General features: G+C 63.3%; 14 protein-coding genes. 9 read left to right on the forward strand and 5 right to left on the reverse strand.

Annotated elements, in window-relative coordinates:
* Positions 1-193: 193 nt before the first annotated feature.
* The gene (gene gcvA / locus RFM41_RS20510; protein ID WP_320250251.1) at positions 194-1,177 is read right to left on the reverse strand and encodes a transcriptional regulator GcvA; all 984 of its coding nucleotides are present in this window, start codon (positions 1,175-1,177) and stop codon (positions 194-196) included.
* Between the two features lie 218 nt (positions 1,178-1,395).
* Here gcvA and speB point away from each other — a divergent pair, with 218 nt between their 5' ends.
* From speB to RFM41_RS20530, 4 genes are all read left to right on the forward strand, one after another.
* Positions 1,396-2,451 carry an agmatinase gene (gene speB, locus RFM41_RS20515; protein ID WP_320250249.1) on the forward strand — a complete coding sequence of 352 codons (1,056 nt, stop codon included), beginning with the start codon at positions 1,396-1,398 and terminating at the stop codon, positions 2,449-2,451.
* A 117-nt stretch (positions 2,452-2,568) separates the two neighbouring features.
* Positions 2,569-3,378, forward strand: coding sequence for a transporter substrate-binding domain-containing protein (locus RFM41_RS20520; protein WP_320250247.1), 810 nt, complete (start codon positions 2,569-2,571; stop codon positions 3,376-3,378).
* A gap of 68 nt (positions 3,379-3,446) precedes the next feature.
* Positions 3,447-4,115, forward strand: a complete 669-nt coding sequence (locus RFM41_RS20525) for an amino acid ABC transporter permease (RefSeq protein ID WP_320250245.1) — start codon at positions 3,447-3,449, stop codon at positions 4,113-4,115.
* Entirely contained in the window at positions 4,112-4,756 is a 645-nt protein-coding gene (locus tag RFM41_RS20530; RefSeq protein WP_320250244.1) for an amino acid ABC transporter permease, read from the forward strand. The genes RFM41_RS20525 and RFM41_RS20530 overlap by 4 nt, the downstream gene beginning before the upstream one ends.
* Positions 4,757-4,797: 41 nt before the next feature.
* Here RFM41_RS20530 and RFM41_RS20535 read toward each other — a convergent pair whose 3' ends face one another.
* From RFM41_RS20535 to RFM41_RS20550, 4 genes are all read right to left on the reverse strand, one after another.
* Entirely contained in the window at positions 4,798-6,201 is a 1,404-nt protein-coding gene (locus tag RFM41_RS20535; protein ID WP_320250242.1) for an MATE family efflux transporter, read from the reverse strand.
* Positions 6,202-6,456: 255 nt separating this feature from the next.
* A complete protein-coding gene (locus tag RFM41_RS20540) occupies positions 6,457-9,261 on the reverse strand; it encodes a DUF3131 domain-containing protein (RefSeq protein WP_320250240.1) in 2,805 nt (934 codons plus the stop codon).
* Entirely contained in the window at positions 9,258-10,535 is a 1,278-nt protein-coding gene (locus RFM41_RS20545; protein WP_320250238.1) for a glycosyltransferase family 2 protein, read from the reverse strand. Before RFM41_RS20545 ends, RFM41_RS20540 begins: the two co-directional genes overlap by 4 nt.
* Before the next feature lie 2 nt (positions 10,536-10,537).
* Positions 10,538-11,584 carry an NAD-dependent epimerase/dehydratase family protein gene (locus RFM41_RS20550; protein WP_320250237.1) on the reverse strand — a complete coding sequence of 349 codons (1,047 nt, stop codon included), beginning with the start codon at positions 11,582-11,584 and terminating at the stop codon, positions 10,538-10,540.
* A 432-nt stretch (positions 11,585-12,016) separates the two neighbouring features.
* On the opposite strand from RFM41_RS20550, the gene RFM41_RS20555 reads away from it, so the two are divergent.
* The 5 genes from RFM41_RS20555 to RFM41_RS20575 all read left to right on the forward strand — a co-directional run bounded on the left by RFM41_RS20555 (position 12,017) and on the right by RFM41_RS20575 (position 17,699).
* Entirely contained in the window at positions 12,017-13,363 is a 1,347-nt protein-coding gene (locus RFM41_RS20555) for a nucleotide sugar dehydrogenase (RefSeq protein WP_320250234.1), read from the forward strand.
* Positions 13,364-13,473: 110 nt separating this feature from the next.
* Complete coding sequence (locus tag RFM41_RS20560) at positions 13,474-14,391, forward strand: AraC family transcriptional regulator (RefSeq protein ID WP_320250232.1); 918 nt, start codon at positions 13,474-13,476, stop codon at positions 14,389-14,391.
* 240 nt (positions 14,392-14,631) lie between these two features.
* Complete coding sequence (locus tag RFM41_RS20565) at positions 14,632-15,906, forward strand: ABC transporter substrate-binding protein (RefSeq protein WP_320250230.1); 1,275 nt, start codon at positions 14,632-14,634, stop codon at positions 15,904-15,906.
* Between the two features lie 102 nt (positions 15,907-16,008).
* The gene (locus RFM41_RS20570) at positions 16,009-16,875 is read left to right on the forward strand and encodes a carbohydrate ABC transporter permease (RefSeq protein ID WP_320250228.1); all 867 of its coding nucleotides are present in this window, start codon (positions 16,009-16,011) and stop codon (positions 16,873-16,875) included.
* An 11-nt stretch (positions 16,876-16,886) separates the two neighbouring features.
* Entirely contained in the window at positions 16,887-17,699 is an 813-nt protein-coding gene (locus RFM41_RS20575; protein WP_320250226.1) for a carbohydrate ABC transporter permease, read from the forward strand.
* Positions 17,700-17,703: the final 4 nt, after the last annotated feature.

Raw genomic sequence — 17,703 nt, forward strand, 5'->3', positions numbered from 1 at the left:
TCGCCATCCTGATCTAACCTTTGTTGGAGCATGATCTTTTCCGAAAACCGGTTCCCACTTTTCGGGATCACGCTCGCTAGCCGCGGGAATGCCTCTTAGCATTGTATTTTTGAACGCGCTTGCTGCTTTGCAAGCTGGCCCGACAAAAAGCAGCTATGCAAGTCCAGCCGCCAAGACGCCGCCCTGAACCATTCTACACCTTTCCTGGAATTGCTCTCGCCCCGACTACCCTGAGCGACGGCCGCTTCCTGCGGCTCGGCATGCGGCCGGCCACAGGGGCGTCGGCGCGGGCCTCGTCCTGCTCCTTCTCCGCGAACAGCCAGTCGATGAAGAGCTGCACGATCGGCGCCGAACGCATCTCGTTGCGGCAGACGACGTAGAAATCATCGACCGCCGGCACCGAGAGGCTGAAGGGCGCGACGAGCATGCCCCTGGCAAGCAAGGCGCGCGCGGTGACGGAATCGCCAAGCGCCACGCCATGGCCGTGCACGGCCGCCTCCGTCGCCATGCGCGCATCGCCCAGGCGGTGGCGGCGGCCGCGCTCTAGATCGAGCGCGTCGGCGGCGGCCAGCCAGGTGTGCCATTCACGGCCGTCATCGCCATGCAGGAAGACATGATCGGCAAGGTCACGAACGCTGCGGATCGGCCGGTTGTTGATCAGCGTCGGGCTGACCACCGGAAAGAGCTCCAGACCGGACCATTTGCGTATCCAGCAGTCGCTCCAGCCGCCGTCGCCATAATGCACGCAGACGTCGATATCCGCAGCGCGGATGTCCTTGGGATCGTTGGACGGGATCAGTGTGAGCTGGATATCGGGATATTGCGCGGTGAAGGAGCCGAGCCGCGGGGTCATCCAGAGCAAGAGCAGCGCCGGCACGCAGGAGACCGACAGCGCGCCGGCGCTTGCCGGCCGCGTCATGCGCTGGGTTGCGGCGGCGATGCCCTCGAAGGCGGCGGACACCGCCGGCAGGAACTCCGCGCCATGCGGCGTCAGCTTCACGCGCTGGCCGGTTCGCTCGAAGAGTTTCACGCCGAGCGATTGCTCGAGCGCCTTGATCTGGTGGCTGACGGCGCCATGCGTGACATTCAATTCACCCGCCGCTTTGGTCAGCGAGGCGTGCCGCGCCGTAGCCTCGAAGGCGCGCAGCGGGTTCAGCGGCGGCAGGCGCTTGGCCATGGAGGGGCTCCTACTTTGTGAGATTTTTTCACAACAAAGACCCTAACAATATCAATTGATTTTTCAATGCGGCTGCCCGACACTTTTGCCCGGAACAGCTTCAAGAGACGTGAAATCCGCAGCACAGCCGGCGGGCAACGAACCAGCCGGACAACAGGCTGGCTCGGCAAACCATCCATGCGGGCAGCGCTGCAAGCAGGTACAGAGGAGGACCGGATATGGGTTACGATCGCGGCAAGCTCGAAGCGTTGCGTCGCAAATATGGCGAGAGCCATGGCGGCGAGATGTTCGACCCGAAATTCCGCAAGGTCGCCGACAAGATCTTCAACAAATCGGGTACGCGCCTCGCGCCGTATTCCGGCATCCCGACCTTCCTCACCGCGCCCTATCGCGAAATCGCCGCCGAGAACCCGGATTTCGGCGACCTGCAGGTGGCGATGATCGGCGTGCCGATGGATCTCGGCGTCACCAATCGCCCCGGCTCGCGCTTCGGGCCGCGCGCGCTGCGCGCCATCGAACGCATCGGACCCTACAATCATGTGCTGGAATGCGCGCCGACGCACGAGCTTCGCGTCGCCGACATCGGCGACACGCCCTTCCGCAGCCGCTACCGGCTGGAGATCAGCCACGAGGACATCGAAAAGCGCACCAACCAGATCGTCGACGCCGGCGTGCTGCCGCTTTCGGTCGGCGGCGACCATTCGATCAGCCATCCGATCCTGAAGGCAGTCGGCAAGAAGGCGCCGGTCGGCATGATCCATATCGACGCCCATTGCGACACAAGCGGGCTGTTCGACATGACCAAGTTCCACCATGGCGGACCGTTCCGCAACGCGGTGCTGGACGGCGTGCTCGATCCCTCGCGCACCATCCAGATCGGCATTCGCGGCTCGGCCGAATATCTGTGGGAGTTCACCTACGAGTCCGGCATGACAGTCGTCCATGCCGAGGAGGTGACCGGGCTCGGCATTCCGGCCATCATCGAGAAGGCGCGCAGAATAGTCGGCGACGGCCCGACCTACATCTCCTTCGACGTCGACAGCATCGACCCGGCCTTCGCGCCGGGAACCGGCACACCGGAGGTCGGCGGGCTGACGACGCGCGAGGTGCTCGAGCTGCTGCGCGGACTGAAAGGCCTCAACATCGTCGGCGGCGACGTCGTCGAGGTGGCGCCGCAATATGACTCGACCACCAACACCGCTCATGTCGGCGCCCAGGTGCTGTTCGAGATCCTGAGCCTGATGGTGTTCAGCCCGGCGATCAAGAAAGGCTGACACTAGACACGCGATTCCAGAAGGAAAACCACTTTCCTGGAATTGCTTAGCCAACACGGCCGCCGCGCTGGAGCCGGCGGCCGGTTTCAACAACAAGCTTCCAGCAGGGGAACCACAATGACACTTCATGCCAAGTTCAAGTCATCCATCGCCGCGGCGATGATGCTCGCCACGGCGGGCTTCGCTCTCGCCACCCAGGCCGCGAAGGCCGACGCCGTCGACGACATCACCAAGGCCGGCGCCATCAATGTCGGCATCTTCTCGGACTTCCCGCCCTTCTCCTCGGCCAGCGCCGATATGAGCATCAAGGGTTACGACATCGACGTGGCGCAGGCGATCGCCGATTCCTTGAAGGTGAAGCTGAACCTGGTCAGCGTCACCGGCCAGAACCGCATCCCTTACCTCACCGACAAGCGCGTCGATATCTTGATGAGCGTCGGCTACTCCAAGGAGCGTGAGCAGGTGATCGATTTCGCCGCCGCCTACGCGCCTTACTACATCGCCGTCATCGGCCCGAAGGCGACGGCTGTCAAAGGCAAGGACGATCTCGCCGACAAGTCGATCGCCGTCAATCGCGGTACGCTGGAGGACACTTCGCTGACCGCGGCGGCGCCGGCTTCGGCCGACATCCGCCGCTTCGACAATTACAACTCCGTCATCCAGGCCTTCATCTCCGGCCAGACCCAGCTGATGGTGGTCGGCAACGATGTCGGCGCCCAGGTGCTGGCCAAGCAGGACGCGCTGAAGCCGGAGCAGAAATTCCAGCTTCTGACCTCGCCCTCGCATATCGGCCTCAACAAGAACGAGGACCGGCTGAAGAAGGCGGTGAACGGCGCGGTCGCCAAGATGCTGGCCGACGGCAAGCTCGACGAAAGCTCGAAGGCCTGGCTGAAGACGCCGCTCAATCCCGACAACCTCAAGGATTGATCTCCGAAGCGGCTCAGCCTGCGATGAAGCGCTGAGCCGCTCCGACTGCTCCAAAAAGGTCAACCGCCATGGGCTACAGCCTGGACTTCGGCTGGCTTGCGGGTGCGGCGGGCGTGATCGCGCGCGGCGCGGCGATGACACTGCTTTTGATCGCCGTCACCACGCTCGCGGGCACACTCCTCAGCATCCTGGGCGCAGCGGGCAAGAGAAGCGGCCCCAAGCCGCTTCGAACGGCGATCGCCATATATGTCGAGGTGATGCGCAACACGCCGTTCCTGGTGCAGCTGTTCTTCATCTTCTTCGGGTTGCCAAGTCTCGGCGTCAGGCTCGATCCGATCCTGGCCGCGATGCTGGCCATGACACTCAACATGGCTGCCTATACGATCGAGATCGTCGGCGCCGGGCTCGATGCCGTCCCGCGCGGCCAGACTGAAGCCGCCCTGGCGCTCGGCCTCCGGCCACGCCAGGTGTTCATCAAGATTGTGCTGCCGCAGGCGCTGAAAGTGATCTATCCGGCGCTGACCAGCCAGATCGTCATCATGATGCTGGAATCGGCGGTGGTGTCGCAGATCGCGGTGCGCGAATTGACCTACGAAGCCGACATGCTGCAAGCGCGCACCTTCCGCGCCTTCGAGACCTATTTCGTCGTGACCATGGTCTATCTCGGCCTGTCGATGGGGCTGCGTCGGCTCCTCGTTGCCGGCGGACGCCGGGCGCTCGGAGCGGGCGTGTCATGATCGAGTTCACCTTCTGGGACATATTGCGCAACCTTCTGCTTGCCGCCCGTTGGACGGTGCTTTTGTCGCTCGCTGCCTTCATCGGCGGCGCGCTGGTCGGGCTGGTGGTGCTGTTCTTCCGCATCGCCAAGAACAAATGGGCGAAGCGGATCGCCTCTGGTTATATCGCGCTCTTCCAGGGCACGCCGCTTTTGATGCAGCTCTTCCTGATGTTCTTCGGGCTGCCGATGCTCGGCCTGCGCATCGAACCGTGGACGGCGGCGGCGCTTGGGCTGACCTTCTTCGCCAGCGCCTATCTGGCCGAGATCTGGCGCAGCGGCGTCGACGCGCTGCCGCGCGGCCAATGGGATGCCGGCGCCAGCCTCGGGCTGCATTATCTGCAAGAACTACGGCTGATCATCCTGCCGCAGGCCTTCGCGATCACGCGGGCGCCGACCGTCGGCTTCCTGGTGCAGCTCATCAAATCCACGGCGCTGACCTCGATCATCGGCTTCGAGGAACTGGTCAGGACCTCCAACGCCATCAACAACGCGACCTTCGAGCCGTTCAAGGTCTACGGGCTGGTAGCGCTGATCTTCTTCGTCATGTGTTTCCCGCTGACGCAATATGCGCGGCGGCTGGAGCGTACGGCAGTTCGCTGAGCCGGCGAAAGACTGCCGATTGGAACCGGCAGCCTAGTCGATCAATGCCCGAAGGACAGCGCCGGCGCGATGCGGTCGCGCCTGAGCCACCGCGCCAGCAGCAGCGCCGCCACCACGGCCAGCCCCGAGGCCAGGCCGATCCAGATGCCGATGCCGTTCAGGCCGAAGTGGAAGGCGAGCAGCACACCGAGCGGCAGGCCGACGCCCCAATAGCCGATCGCGGCATAGATCATCGGCACCTTGGTGTCGTGCAGGCCGCGCAGCATGCCGGCCGCGACCGCCTGGGCGCCGTCGAAAATCTGGAACAGCGCTGCGAAGGCAAGGAACGACACGGCAAGCGTGATCACCCTGGCGTTCTTGGGATCGGCGAGATCGATGAAGGCGCTGATCAGCGCATGCGGCCAGAGAATCATCACCAGACCCATCAGCGCCATGAACGAGACGCCGATGACGAAGGCGGTCCAGCCGGCGCGCGAAACGCCTTCCGGATTGCCGGCGCCATGCGCCAGGCCGACCCGGACCGTGACCGCCTGGTTGAGGCCGAGCGGCACCATGAAGGAGATCGAGGCGATCTGGATGGCGATGGCATGGGCGGCCAGCGAATCCGCGTCGATCAGGCCCATCAGCAGAGCCGCCGCATTGAAGATCGTCACCTCGAAGGCGAGGATGCCGGCGATCGGCATGCCGAGCCTGAGCAGGCCGCGGAAGCGCTGCCAGTCGGAACGCCAGAAGCGGCCGAACAAATGGTAGCGGCGGAACTTCTTCTCCTTGATCACCACCGCCGCCAGGCCGACGAACATCAGCGTGCTGGACAGAGTGGTGGCGAGGCCGGAACCGGCGATACCCATCGACTTGACGCCGAGATTGCCGAACATGAACACCCAGTTGAAGAAGGCGTTGCATGCAACCGCGACGAAAACGATGATCAGCGCCCAGCCCGGCCGCTCCAGGGCCGAGATGAAGGAGCGCAGCACGATATAGCCGTAGAAGGGCAGCACCGCCCATTGCAGCCAGTGCAGATAGATGCCTGCCTCATGCGCGAGATCCGGCTTCTGGCCCATGGCCAGAAGCACCTCTTCGCCATGCGAAAGAAATATCCAGATCGGGATCGAGATCAGGATCGCCAGCCAAAGGCCCTGGCGCACGGTGCGGCGCAGGTCGCGCACGGAGTGACGATGCCGGCCGAGCTCGGTCGCCATCATCGGCGAGGTCGCCAGCATCAGGCCGAGGCCGAAGATCAGCGGCATGAAATAGAGGTTGGAGCCGAGCGCGCCAGCGGCGAGCGTATCAGGCCCGAGCCGGCCCATCATCATGACGTCGGTCGCGGTCATGGCGGTCTGGCCGAGATTGGTCAGCACCATCGGCCAGGCGAGCGCGATCGTCGCCCTGATTTCCTGACGCCAAAGGTTTTCCGGCGCGCGAGCGCCGGCTTCGATCGCAGACATTGTTTCGCTCTTTCAGAACACGGCGCGTCGGCCAAAGGGCCGGAAGCCGCACAACAACGGCGCAAAATGGCGCCATTTGCGTCGCCTTGTGAACGAAATGCGACATGTTGGCAAGGGAGGAGGCCCTGGTAGCGATTGATCCAGGCGACGCAACCCGCCGCGGCGGCCGCGTGCCTACCAGGCGCCCGACGGCATTCTACGGCAACACCGACTGCCGGGCGGCGCGCGACTCGCCACCGGCGACTTGGGCAGGGTTCAGGCCTCTCCCTGCCCAAGCAGCGGTTTGCGACCGCTGAGTATGTATGCCACGGACTCCAGGATGACGCCGTTGGTGTTGATGTCGGTGACTTCGATCCGCTTGCCGGTCCGCTCGGACACACCCGCGGAAAAACCCATGCCCTTCATCCTGGCGCGCTCCCTGACATAGGCTACGAGCTTTTGCGCGTAATCGCCCGGCCGCGCCGCGAGCCACAGATAGGCGCCCTTGGAGTTTACCAGCCGCAGCGCGTCGGAAAGCTTTGCCGCCTTATCGGGCGCGGAGGTCTTCAACGTGTCGACCGGGAACGTGCCGCCGTCGTCGGTCACTTGGTAGCCCTGGTAGGTGAAATAGGGCGGCCCGGCCATGGCGGTCTCCGAAACACAGGTCAGGATGCCTGTATCCCGGAAGCGCTTGATCTGGGCGGCATAGAGGATATCGGCGATGAGACGCCCATGCGATGATGCGCCCAGCTCGATCTCCTCGGTGACATGAGGCTCGGTCGCGATGCGGCCGCGCCGCTGGACTTCCGCGATTGTCGCGAGAGCGGCGTCCATGTCGTTGCTTGGATCCGGCGTGCTGAAAACCGGCGATATCGCCTCGCCCCACAGGCTGTATCCGCGGCCGGCATAGCCGGCGTAGCTGTTTTCCTGGACCGACGAAATCTTGCCGGTGTCGCTGACCACGTGCATCTCGCCGTCCTTTAGGACTGGCCCGAACGACCAATGCGACACCAGCTTGAACACCGGGAAAGCGCCAGCCGTGTAGCTGTCCAGAATCTTCAGCGCGACCAGCAGGCGTCCGACATCGGCGCTGTCGAAACCATCGCGCTCGCCGCCCTTCGAGCTGAGCCGACGCTCGGTGTTGGGCAGCTTCACCCCGGCGAAGCTGAAATCGCCCTCGCCCAGGAATGCGAGAATGCGATTTATCATCTTCTCGAATGCCGGCTGGTCGATGATGCGCAGGCGGTGAGCCGAAACCGCCGCCAGGATGTTCGATCCGATATCCCACATCGTCGTGAATGGATATCCGGTCTGCTTGCCGAATTCGACCCACGCCGTGGCGGGCGCCATGTCGTTGAAATTCTTGGCGCCCCAGTCGAAATAGGTCCAGGCAAGTTCGGCGTCGGCTCTCAGCGCGTCCTCCTCGACCTGATTGGGATCAGGCTTTCTCCAGTCCTTCACCGATACATCCGCACGCGCCTGCCTGATGTGCTCCGCCTGCGGCATCGCAGGGCAGACGGCTTTGTAATACTCGGCAAAATTGACCAGCGTCGTGCCCGGCTCGCTCGACATCCGCGCCAGGGAGTCGCGTATCACCTGCTTTTTCTCCGGCGTGGTGGCGGTGTCCGGATGGATGCAGAAGACCGCGTCGTTATCCGCGCCGAGATAATCGAAAAGCTGCTCCTCGGAGAAGTAGGGGATGTCGCCGGTCCAGGCGCTTTCGAACTTGACGGTGTTGGAAACATGCAGGATTCCACGTCTGTCCAGCCCGCTGAACCAGCGCAGGTCGCCCTTCTCTGCGGCGAATATCGGCGTCCCGGCGCCGGCTATGGCATCGAGCGTGTTGCCGTCGAAATCGTCGTTCGGAGGAATATAGGTCAGCGGCAGCTTGCCGGTGGTGCGGTAGATCTCGCTCATGCAGTCCCTGATGAGGTCGACATCCTTCTGGAGCGAATTTCCGAGCAGTTCGGACGGCGTATGGTGCCAGCCATGCCCCGCGATATCGAACCGCCGCTCGGCGAACATCGAACGCAGATAGGCTTTGCAGCGCTCGTCCGCGGAAAGCATGCCTGTCCTGGGGGCCGGAATGATGGCGTCGGTGACTGGATAGCCGGCTTCGATGAGGCCGCGGACGAAGGCCATGTGGCTCGGGTCGGTATCCATGTCGACCCGCAGGTCGTCCACCCTGACCACAACGTAGCGCCTGGTATCACGGCTCTGCGCATAGAGTTTTTGCGCGGACAGGACACGCACCGCGCCGGACGAAGCGGCTGAGGACACCGCCCTGGCAACGCCAGCCGCATAGTCGGCCACATCGGTGTTGGATAGACCGGCCAGCGCCGCAAAGGGGACTTCGACGATAATGGGATCGCTGCCGGCGGCAAGAGCCGTGATGTTTTGCGCAAGCATGGCCGGCGCCGTCAGCGCGGCCGTCCCATTGCCGGATGTGGCTGATGTTCGCGCCGAGGCGAAAGTGTTCACAAGGCCGGTGTCGCTTGTCCAGTAGCCCCCATCCGTCGGCAGCGCGCTAACCTTGTCATCCTGCGTGCCGGCGAGACGGATGATGGTTCGGATGCCGGCGGACCGCATCGATGCCGCGTCCTGAAGCGATTGCAGCGGCTGGTTGGTGGTCAGCGTCAGCGCGGTGATGACGGCCTTGGACTTGTAGCGCTCGAACGCGTTGATCATGTGCGAGAAGGCGGCCTGCATCTCGCCGGCCTGCCGGGCCTGCAGATAAGGATCGGCCGGCGCGATCTCCGTGGCATGGATTCCAAATTCGATGGCGTTCGGCGCCCGTTCCACGGACTGCCTGATCCACTGGGCAAGGCCCGAGCTGTAGCCCGGGATATCGCCGGGATCGCCTGTCATCTTGATGGTCATGACGATCGGCAGACCGGCGGACGAGAAGGCGTTTGCGACGGCTTCGAGCTTGCCCGTATCGGCGCGAGCGCCGACGCCGCTAACGGTCACGATCAGCGGATTGGGCAGGCGCGCCGCGGCCGTGGCGACACCCCGGCCGGCGACGGCCAAGAGCGGGATGCTGATACCGCCGAGAAGAACCGAGCGTCGGGTTATGTTCATGAGTGCCTCCTGTCGGCGGCGGGAATCGCGTAGCGCGCCGGGCTCACCCAGCGGCCATCGGATTTCGCGGAAAAGGATTTGACGAGGGCGCGCAGGAAAAGCGCGGCGTCGAGAAGCCGGATCGCCGGGAAAGCGATGCCGTAGAGCATCAGGCTCGGCCGCCGCTCGATGATCGCGACCACCAGGGTAAGCGAATAGTCGACGGCGAGGAACAGCGCGAGGAGAATGAGCGGTGAGACCGGTCGTATCGCCAATTGGCCGATCGACAACGCTGGCACCTCAAAACCGGTTGCCAGATACGCCAGGACGGCCAGCGGCAGGGCGAGGGCGAAAATCGATATGACGAGCAGTTCCGCCAGCAAGCCGCCGAGCGAAAGCCAGAAGCGGCTTGGCCAGACGCCGTGCCGGCGCACCGTCTGCCAGAAGCCCAGATACCAGCGTTGCACCTGTTTGCGGTAGTCGGAGAGCTTGAACGGATCTTCCGACGAGCACCGCGCTCTCGGCGTATAGGCGACGCGGCCCAGCCCCTTGTGCTGCACCTCGAAGGTCATATTGAAGTCCTCGATCACGAGCCCCGGGGCGGTGATGTCGATCTGGGTCAGGACCTCGGTGCGATACATGCTGGCGAAGCCGGGCGCGATATAGCTCACGCTGGTCCATTTCCAGGACTGGCCATACTGGAACGCCGTCTGCAGGATCCTGTAGAGGCGTGTCCTGTAGGCGGCAAAGAGCATGTCCAGCCTCGGCAGGCGTTGGTCGCGCCAGCGCGACAGGACGTGGCCCGCGACGACGCAGACGCCCGGATCGTCGAACAGCGGCAGAGCGTAATCGAGATAGCGCGGGTCGATTTCGGAGTCGGCATCCTGGATCAGGACGGCCTTGAACCGCTCGCAAAGGCGATAGTGCTTGATGGCCCGATCTATGGCCTTGGCCTTGCCCCCGTTGGGCCGGATATCGAGGGCCCTGCAGCCCAGGCTTCGGGCGATGGAAACCGTGGCGTCCTTCGATCCGTCGCTGGCGACATAGATCTGCCGGGCCGGGATGATCGCCTTGAGGGCGGCAATGCATTTGGGAAGCGCTATCTCTTCATTATGCGCGGGGATGACGACCGCGACATCGGCGACCCTGATGGCGCGAGGAGCAGCGGCACTCTTGCGGCTGCCGAGCTCGGTGACGAAGCGCAACAGCCCGACCGCGCACCAGAACGCGATGTTGAAGCCCAGCGACGCGCTGAGCAACATCATGGTCACATTGAGGACGGCCGTCGCGCTCATGGCTAAGCGAGTTGCGGCGCATCGCCCTGGACCGGCGCGCGGTCGGTCTTGCCATGCGCCAAGAAGGCCGGGCAAGCCGGCTTGACGCCCAGCGAGCGAAGCAGGTCCTGATAGCTCTCGCGGATGCCTGCTTCCAACGAGATGCTCGGCCGCCAGCCGAGGGCTCGAAGCTTGGTCGTATCCGGCCAGCGGCCGCGGTGATCCTCGATGAAATGGTCGCGGAAGACTGCTTCGCCCGCGAGGCCGGTCGCCTTCTTCACCGTGGTGAAGAGGTCACGGACGGTGATCTGTTGGTCGCCGCCGACATTGTAGACCTCGCCGCTGTCGCCTTTCTCGATGACGGTGAGAAGTCCGTTCACCAGATCGTCGACGTGGAGAAAGCTTCGCGTCTGCGTCCCGTCGCCATAGATCGGCACGGGCTGGCCGGCGATGAGGCGGGTCAACATCTGCGGGATGACACGCTGGTCCCTGGGCGACATGGCAGGACCATAGGTGTTGAAAATGCGCACGATGCGCACCTCGAGACCATATTTGCCGCCCCAGAACCGGGTCAACGCCTCGCCGAAGCGCTTGCCTTCCTCGTAGGGGCTGCGCGGCCCGACGGGATCGACACGCCCGACATAGGTCTCGGGCTGCGGGAAGACGTCCGGATCGCCGTAAGCCTCGGCGGTGCTGGCAAACAGATATTTGGCCTTGCACCTGCGCGCGATCTTCAACAGGTTCAGCGTTCCCGCGGACGAGGCCATGAGCATCTGCTCGCCCAGCCGCTTGATGTTGGGGACGCCCGTGGGACAGGCCAGGTTATAGACATGGCTGTAACGGCGACGCTGCAACCGCCGGCAGATTGCGGGATCGGCGACATCCATCTTGATGAAATCGAAGTTCGGGTGGCGCGACAACCGGTCGACATTCGCCTGGCGACCGGTGGAGAGATTGTCGACGACATCGACATGCGCGCCCTGATCGAGAAGGCGACGGGCCAGGTTGGTCCCAAGACACCCCGCGCCTCCCGCGATAAGGCATCTGACTTCGTTGCTGTTCATGCTCATCGAGCGACAATCCTCGCCTGCAGAAGAAGAAAGCCGCACTCCCTCCTCGTGCGCCCTCCTGCATGAAACAAGGATTTCCCCAGGCAAAGCAACTGATAGTTAATAATATGATAAACAACAGTGGTTAATTACCACGTTGTAATCATTGCCTTTTTTCAACACCCTGTTTTAACATGGCCTAAAATGGCACGACTGCGTGCAAAACCGGCACAAGCCGCGCGCTTGACAATCCGCCGAATCTTGATCCGCCGGCTTGCTTTCGCCGCTCCACGCAAAGCTCAGGTGCGCAAGCGACTCACCTGGCATAAGAGTTGCAGAGCGCTCCACGACAATTTGTGGTTATGACGCCGGCTACAGAAGCCCTGTTCCGTCGGAATCCACGTCATTGCAATGCGGCGCCGATTCCGAAACAGCGCCGCTGAGGAGGCAACGATGACTTTGGTCGAGCAGACTCGCGGCGGGACGCTTCACGCAAGACTCGAATCCCGGACAGCCACGATCGGCGTCATCGGACTTGGCTATGTCGGCCTGCCGCTTGCCGCGGCCGCAGCGCGGGCCGGCTTCCGGGTGATCGGCTTCGACATAGACAGCAGCAAGATCGAGAGGCTGAAGGCTGGGCGGTCCTATATCGGTGCCGTGACCGACGAGGCGCTGCAGGACCTCAGCGCGCGCAAGTCTTTCCAGGCGACAGCGGACTTCGCGGCCCTTGAGGAATGCGATGTCATATCCATTTGCGTCCCGACGCCGCTGACGAAGCAACGCGAACCCGACCTTTCCTTCGTGGAGGGAACGACGCGCGCCATCGCGGCCCGTCTGCGCAAGCATCAGCTGGTCGTGCTGGAATCGACCACCTATCCCGGGACGACCGACGAGGTGATGAAGCCCATACTGGAAGCGACGGGCTTGAGATCCGGCAGGGAATTCTTCCTCGGCTATTCGCCCGAGCGCGAGGACCCGGGCAGCATCGGCTTCGAAACCGCCACCATTCCGAAGGTTGTCGCCGGCGACGGGCCGGTCGCCGCGAAACTGGTGGCGCTGTTCTATGGGGCGATCGTCGAGAAGGTCGTGCCGGTCTCGAGCATCAAGGTGGCCGAAGTTGTGAAGCTGACGGAAAACATCTTCCGCGCCGTCAACATCGCCTTGGTCAACGAGCTCAAGGTCATCTATTCCGCAATGGGGATAGACATCTGGGAAGTCATCGAGGCGGCAAAGACGAAGCCTTTCGGCTATATGCCGTTCTATCCCGGTCCGGGGCTCGGCGGCCATTGCATCCCGATCGATCCGTTCTACCTGACCTGGAAGTCGCGCGAGTTCGAAGTGTCGACGAAGTTCATCGAGCTTGCCGGCGAGATCAACGTCTCCATGCCGCACTACGTCATGTCGAAGCTCTCGGAAGCCCTCGACACGCAGCTTGGCCTGCCCTTGAGCCAGGCAGCGATCCTGATCGTCGGTGTCGCCTACAAGAAGAATGTCGCCGACGTGCGCGAAAGCCCGGCGCTGAAGCTGATCGAGCTGCTCGAAACGCGTGCCGCCGACATCGCCTATCACGACCCTCACGTCGCGCGCATACCGAAGACGCGCAAGCACCCGACGCTGGCCGGCAAGGATTGCATCCGCCTCAACCGCGACTCGATCGCTGCCTATGACGCCGTCGTCATCGTCACCGATCACGACGGGGTCGACTATGGGCTGCTGGCCAACCATTCACGCCTGATCATCGACACGCGCAACGCCATGCAGCGCAACGGCATCGTCTGCGACCGGGTGGTGAAAGCCTAATCGTCCACCGGACCGGCCGGCTTCGGGACCAGCGACTCGTTCACTTGCCGAAGCTGGCCTGCTACGAAAAGCGCTGATACGGACAGCCGGCTGCCATGCCGGGAGGAATGATGCCGTTCAGGCGCAGAAAGAACACAGCCACGATCCCGCGCACGGCGCCCGCCTTCGAGCATATCGTGACGGAGGCGAGCGAGAGTTTCCTGTGGCGGCTGGACGACTATCCGTGGGAGCGCAACGTCTGGAATTTCCATCCGGAATACGAGATCCATCTGCTCAGGAAATCGTCCGGCGTGGTGCTGGTCGGCGATCATATCGGCGAATTCGGGCCGGGCTACCTGACCATCGTCGGCGGCGGGCTGCCGCATGACTGGGTGACGGCGGTGCAGCCCGGCGAGCTGATCGAAGGCCGCGATATCGTGCTGCAGTTCGATCCGGAGCGGCTGCGCGGCTCTTCCGGACTGCTGCCGGAGCTGCGCGAGCTGGAGCCGTTCCTGGAACGCTCGCTGCGTGGCATGGTCTTCCACGGCCAGACGGCGCTCGACGGCGCCGCGCTGATGGAACGGATGGGCGAGGTGCATGGGCTGGCAAGGTTCCGCATGTTCCTCGAGCTGCTCGATCTTCTGGCCACCACCGACGAATACGCGCTTTTGTCGTCGCCGGACTTCTCCCCGCTTCTCGACGCGGAGTCGCTGGATATCGTGCAGCGCTCGCTGACATACCTGTTCCAGCATTTCGCCGAGGACCTGAAGCTGCCGGACGTCGCGGCATTGGCCGGCATGAGCGAAAGCAGTTTTTCCCGCTTCTTCCAGAAGAACACCGGCAACTCCTTCAGCGACCACGTCGCCAAGCTCAGACTCTGGCAGGCCTGCAAGCTGCTCGCCGACACCGATATCCCGATCACCGACATCTGCTTCCAGGTCGGCTACATGAACATCTCGAACTTCAACCGCGCCTTCCTGCGCAAGCACAAGATGACGCCGTCATCCTATCGCAAGCTGTCGCGGCAGCGGCTGACGATGAGGGCGTAATACAGCCGAGATACGACCACTTCGACAGCACTGATACTCGTGTGACGGGCAGACTCTGCCGGTGCCATTTTTTGCGTCGCACAATGCATAAAAGTACAGATCTGCCGCAACGGGGCTTCTAGTCTCGCCCTCGCCAACTGCTCATTTTGGCGACGGGTGGAAGGTCACAAGGGCGACGGTGAGGGTCGCTGAGCCCGAGGGCTTGCCGCTTCCGCGAGTGTTCCTGGAGGAGAAAAACCAATGAATTCAACTCGGCTCGCTGCCAGCCTCGGCGCAGCGTTCGTGCTTACAGCTTCCGTATCAACCGCAGCACTTGCCCAGGCGCCGGTCTGCTCGGCTCCGGTCAAGGTGCTGGCGCAGCCGCGCGACGGGCTGACGCTTCTGGAGGACTCCAAGGACGAGTTCAAGAAGCTCTCCGGCGCCTCGTTCCAGATCGATTACCTGAACGAGAATGACCGCCGCGCCAAGTCGCGCGCCGATGCTTCCACCGTCGGCAATTACAACGTCTACTATGTCGACGAGGCCAATGTGGCACTGTTCGCCTCCTCGGGCTGGATCGTGCCGCTGACCGATTATTATCCGGCTGACTATGACTACGCCGATTTCGATCCGGGCCGCCAGAAGGTCGCCACCTATGACGGCAAGGTCTGGTTCGCGCCGCTGACCGGCGGCGGCGACCTGATGGTCTATCGCAAGGACGTGCTGGAGGCCGCCGGCATCCAGCCGCCGAAGACGCTGGACGAGTTGATCGCCGATGTGGCGAAGCTGAACGATCCCGACAAGGGCATGTACGGCATTGCGCTCCGCGGCGCGCGCGGCTCAGGCGCCAATGTCTGGCGCTGGATGCCGTTCTTCAAGGCCTATGGCGGCAAGTGGTTCGACGGCGACAAGCCGGCTTTCAATTCGGACGCCGCCGTGAAGGCGACGGAGACCTATCTCAAGCTGTTCAAGGACTCGGCTCCCGGCACGCAGACCGGCAGCTGGGATGAATCGACCGGCGCCTTCCTCTCCGGCCAGGTCGCCATCCTCGTCGAATCGACGCCGCTGTCGGGCATGGCGGTGGACCCGAAGACCTCGCAGGTGGTCGGCAAGGTCGGCTTCCTGCCGCCGCCCTCGCCGCTGCCAGGCGGCGGCTACGGCCATGGGCTTGCCATCGGCACCAGGGCCAATGCCGATGACGCCGCGAAGAAATGCGCTGGCCTGTTCATCGCCTGGGCGACGTCCAAGGAGAACGAGAAGCGCCGGCTCGACGCGCATCAGTTCGGCGAGCTCAACCGCACCAGCGTGCTCTCCAGCAAGGAATTCGCCGACATCTACGGCGCCGATCTCGGCAAGGCGCTGGCCGATACCGGCAAGGTCACTGCGGTGAACTTCTGGCAGGATCCGCGCTGGCCGGACCTCGGTGACCGCTGGGGCATCATCCTGGAGGAGTTGGTCACGGGCACCCGCACCGACATCAAGGGCGGCCTCAACGAGCTCGAGGCCTATGCCAACGAGTTGGTGAAGAAGAAGTAGTTCCTCCCGCCCGCGGCGCGCGGTCCACGGCATTCGTCGGAATGCCGGGATCCGCGCCGCGGGTTTCATTACCTGCGACCCCAATACACCCGAGGATAGGCAATGCGCCGACGCTCTTCCCTGCCGGTCACATTTCTGGTTCCGACCTTAGCCATCCTTCTGGTGCTGTCGATGGTGCCGACGCTCTACGCCATCGTCATCGCCTTGCAGAACCGCGAGCTGAGCTCGACCGGCTATTCCTGGGTGTGGTTCTCGAACTTCGCCGATCTCTTCCTCGACCGCCGCTTCCTCAACGCCGTCTGGGTTTCGGTGAAATGGGAGATCGTAACCGTCATAGCGACGATGGTGGTGGCGATCGGGCTGGGCGTCCTGATGTTCGAGGTCGCCGGCCCACGCCTCCGCAATTTCTATTGCCTCCTGTTCATCATCCCGGTGCTTTTGCCGCGCGTCTCGGCCGCCTTCGTCTGGAAGTTCGCGTACCACCCGCTTTACGGCATCGCCACCTATCCCTACCGGCTGGTCACCGGCGGGCTGATCTTCGATCCGCTGTCCAAGCCCGGTACCGCGCTGTTCGCCGTCGCTTCGGTCGACGTCTGGCAGTGGGGGCTGTTCTTCGCCGTCATCGTGCTGAAGCTGCTTGAAACCCTGCCGCCGCAGCCGATCGAAGCGGCCAGGCTCGACCACGTCAAGCGCTGGCAGATCCATGCCTATGTCACTCTACCGATGCTGAAGGCGCCGCTGATCAGCCTGATGTTCGTCAAGATGATCGAGTCGCTGCGTTCCTTCGACCTGATCTATGTGATGACGCGCGGCGGGCCCGGCGTCGCGACCGAGACGCTCGACATGTACGCCTTCTCGCAGGGCTTCATCGAGTCCGGCAAGGTCTCCTACGCTTCGGCAATGGCGGTGCTGATGATGATCGCGACGGTCATCACCTTCACCATGCTGTGGAAGCGGGTGCAGGCATGAAGCAATATCGGATGAGACCGGGCCGCCTGATCGCCAAGGCCATACTGGCGCTGGCCGGATTCCTGGCCGTGTTCCCGCTTCTGTGGACGGCGCTCAACGCGCTGAAGAACAATGTCGACATCATCACGCGCGTGCCGAAGGTGATCTTCACGCCGACGCTCGCCAACATCAGCTACATCCTCGGCCGCGACAGCGTGCTGACCGGGCTCTACAACTCCGCGGTCGCCTGCGGCGCGGCGGTGTTGATCGGCATCCTGCTCGGCTTGCCGGCGGCCTACGCGGTGGCGCGCTACCCGAACCGCTTTGCCGGCGACATCCAGTTCTTCGTGCTGTCGCTGCGCTTCCTGCCACCGGTGGCAGTGGCGATCCCGCTGATGGTGATCTGGCTGCAGGTCGGACTCTACGACACTTTGCCGGCGCTGATCGTCACTTATTCGCTGCTGACCATCTCGGTGATCATGTGGCTGGCCATTCCGGCTTTCCAGGGCGTGCCGAAAGAGATCGAGGAGGCGGCCTTCGTCGACGGCTACGGCGCCTATTCCGTGTTCTGGCGGATCGCGCTTCCTGTCGCTGCGCGCTCGCTCATAGGCGCCATCGCCTTCAGCTTCGTGCTGGTCTGGAATGAGTTCCTGATCGCGCTGATGCTGTCGAGCTCCAACGCCAAGACGCTGCCGATCGTGGCGTCCGAGCTGTCGCAGCAAGGCATGAACGTGCCCTGGGGCATCCTCAACGCCTCGGTCGTGCTCCTGTCGCTGCCGCCGCTGCTTTTCCTCGGCGTGCTGAGCGGCTTCCTGAATTCCGTTTTCCGGCAAAAGAAAAGTTGAAGTG

It is taken from the genome of Mesorhizobium vachelliae (assembly GCF_033977325.1).
Classification (GTDB): domain Bacteria; phylum Pseudomonadota; class Alphaproteobacteria; order Rhizobiales; family Rhizobiaceae; genus Mesorhizobium; species Mesorhizobium vachelliae.

Excerpts from the sequence above, each read along its gene's own strand:
- gcvA (WP_320250251.1), bottom strand. The coding sequence starts at position 1,177 with ATGGCCAAGCGCCTGCCGCCGCTGAACCCGCTGCGCGCCTTCGAGGCT.
- speB (WP_320250249.1), top strand. The coding sequence starts at position 1,396 with ATGGGTTACGATCGCGGCAAGCTCGAAGCGTTGCGTCGCAAATATGGC.
- RFM41_RS20520 (WP_320250247.1), top strand. The coding sequence starts at position 2,569 with ATGACACTTCATGCCAAGTTCAAGTCATCCATCGCCGCGGCGATGATG.
- RFM41_RS20525 (WP_320250245.1), top strand. The coding sequence starts at position 3,447 with ATGGGCTACAGCCTGGACTTCGGCTGGCTTGCGGGTGCGGCGGGCGTG.
- RFM41_RS20530 (WP_320250244.1), top strand. The coding sequence starts at position 4,112 with ATGATCGAGTTCACCTTCTGGGACATATTGCGCAACCTTCTGCTTGCC.
- RFM41_RS20535 (WP_320250242.1), bottom strand. The coding sequence starts at position 6,201 with ATGTCTGCGATCGAAGCCGGCGCTCGCGCGCCGGAAAACCTTTGGCGT.
- RFM41_RS20540 (WP_320250240.1), bottom strand. The coding sequence starts at position 9,261 with ATGAACATAACCCGACGCTCGGTTCTTCTCGGCGGTATCAGCATCCCG.
- RFM41_RS20545 (WP_320250238.1), bottom strand. The coding sequence starts at position 10,535 with ATGAGCGCGACGGCCGTCCTCAATGTGACCATGATGTTGCTCAGCGCG.
- RFM41_RS20550 (WP_320250237.1), bottom strand. The coding sequence starts at position 11,584 with ATGAGCATGAACAGCAACGAAGTCAGATGCCTTATCGCGGGAGGCGCG.
- RFM41_RS20555 (WP_320250234.1), top strand. The coding sequence starts at position 12,017 with ATGACTTTGGTCGAGCAGACTCGCGGCGGGACGCTTCACGCAAGACTC.
- RFM41_RS20560 (WP_320250232.1), top strand. The coding sequence starts at position 13,474 with ATGCCGTTCAGGCGCAGAAAGAACACAGCCACGATCCCGCGCACGGCG.
- RFM41_RS20565 (WP_320250230.1), top strand. The coding sequence starts at position 14,632 with ATGAATTCAACTCGGCTCGCTGCCAGCCTCGGCGCAGCGTTCGTGCTT.
- RFM41_RS20570 (WP_320250228.1), top strand. The coding sequence starts at position 16,009 with ATGCGCCGACGCTCTTCCCTGCCGGTCACATTTCTGGTTCCGACCTTA.
- RFM41_RS20575 (WP_320250226.1), top strand. The coding sequence starts at position 16,887 with ATGAGACCGGGCCGCCTGATCGCCAAGGCCATACTGGCGCTGGCCGGA.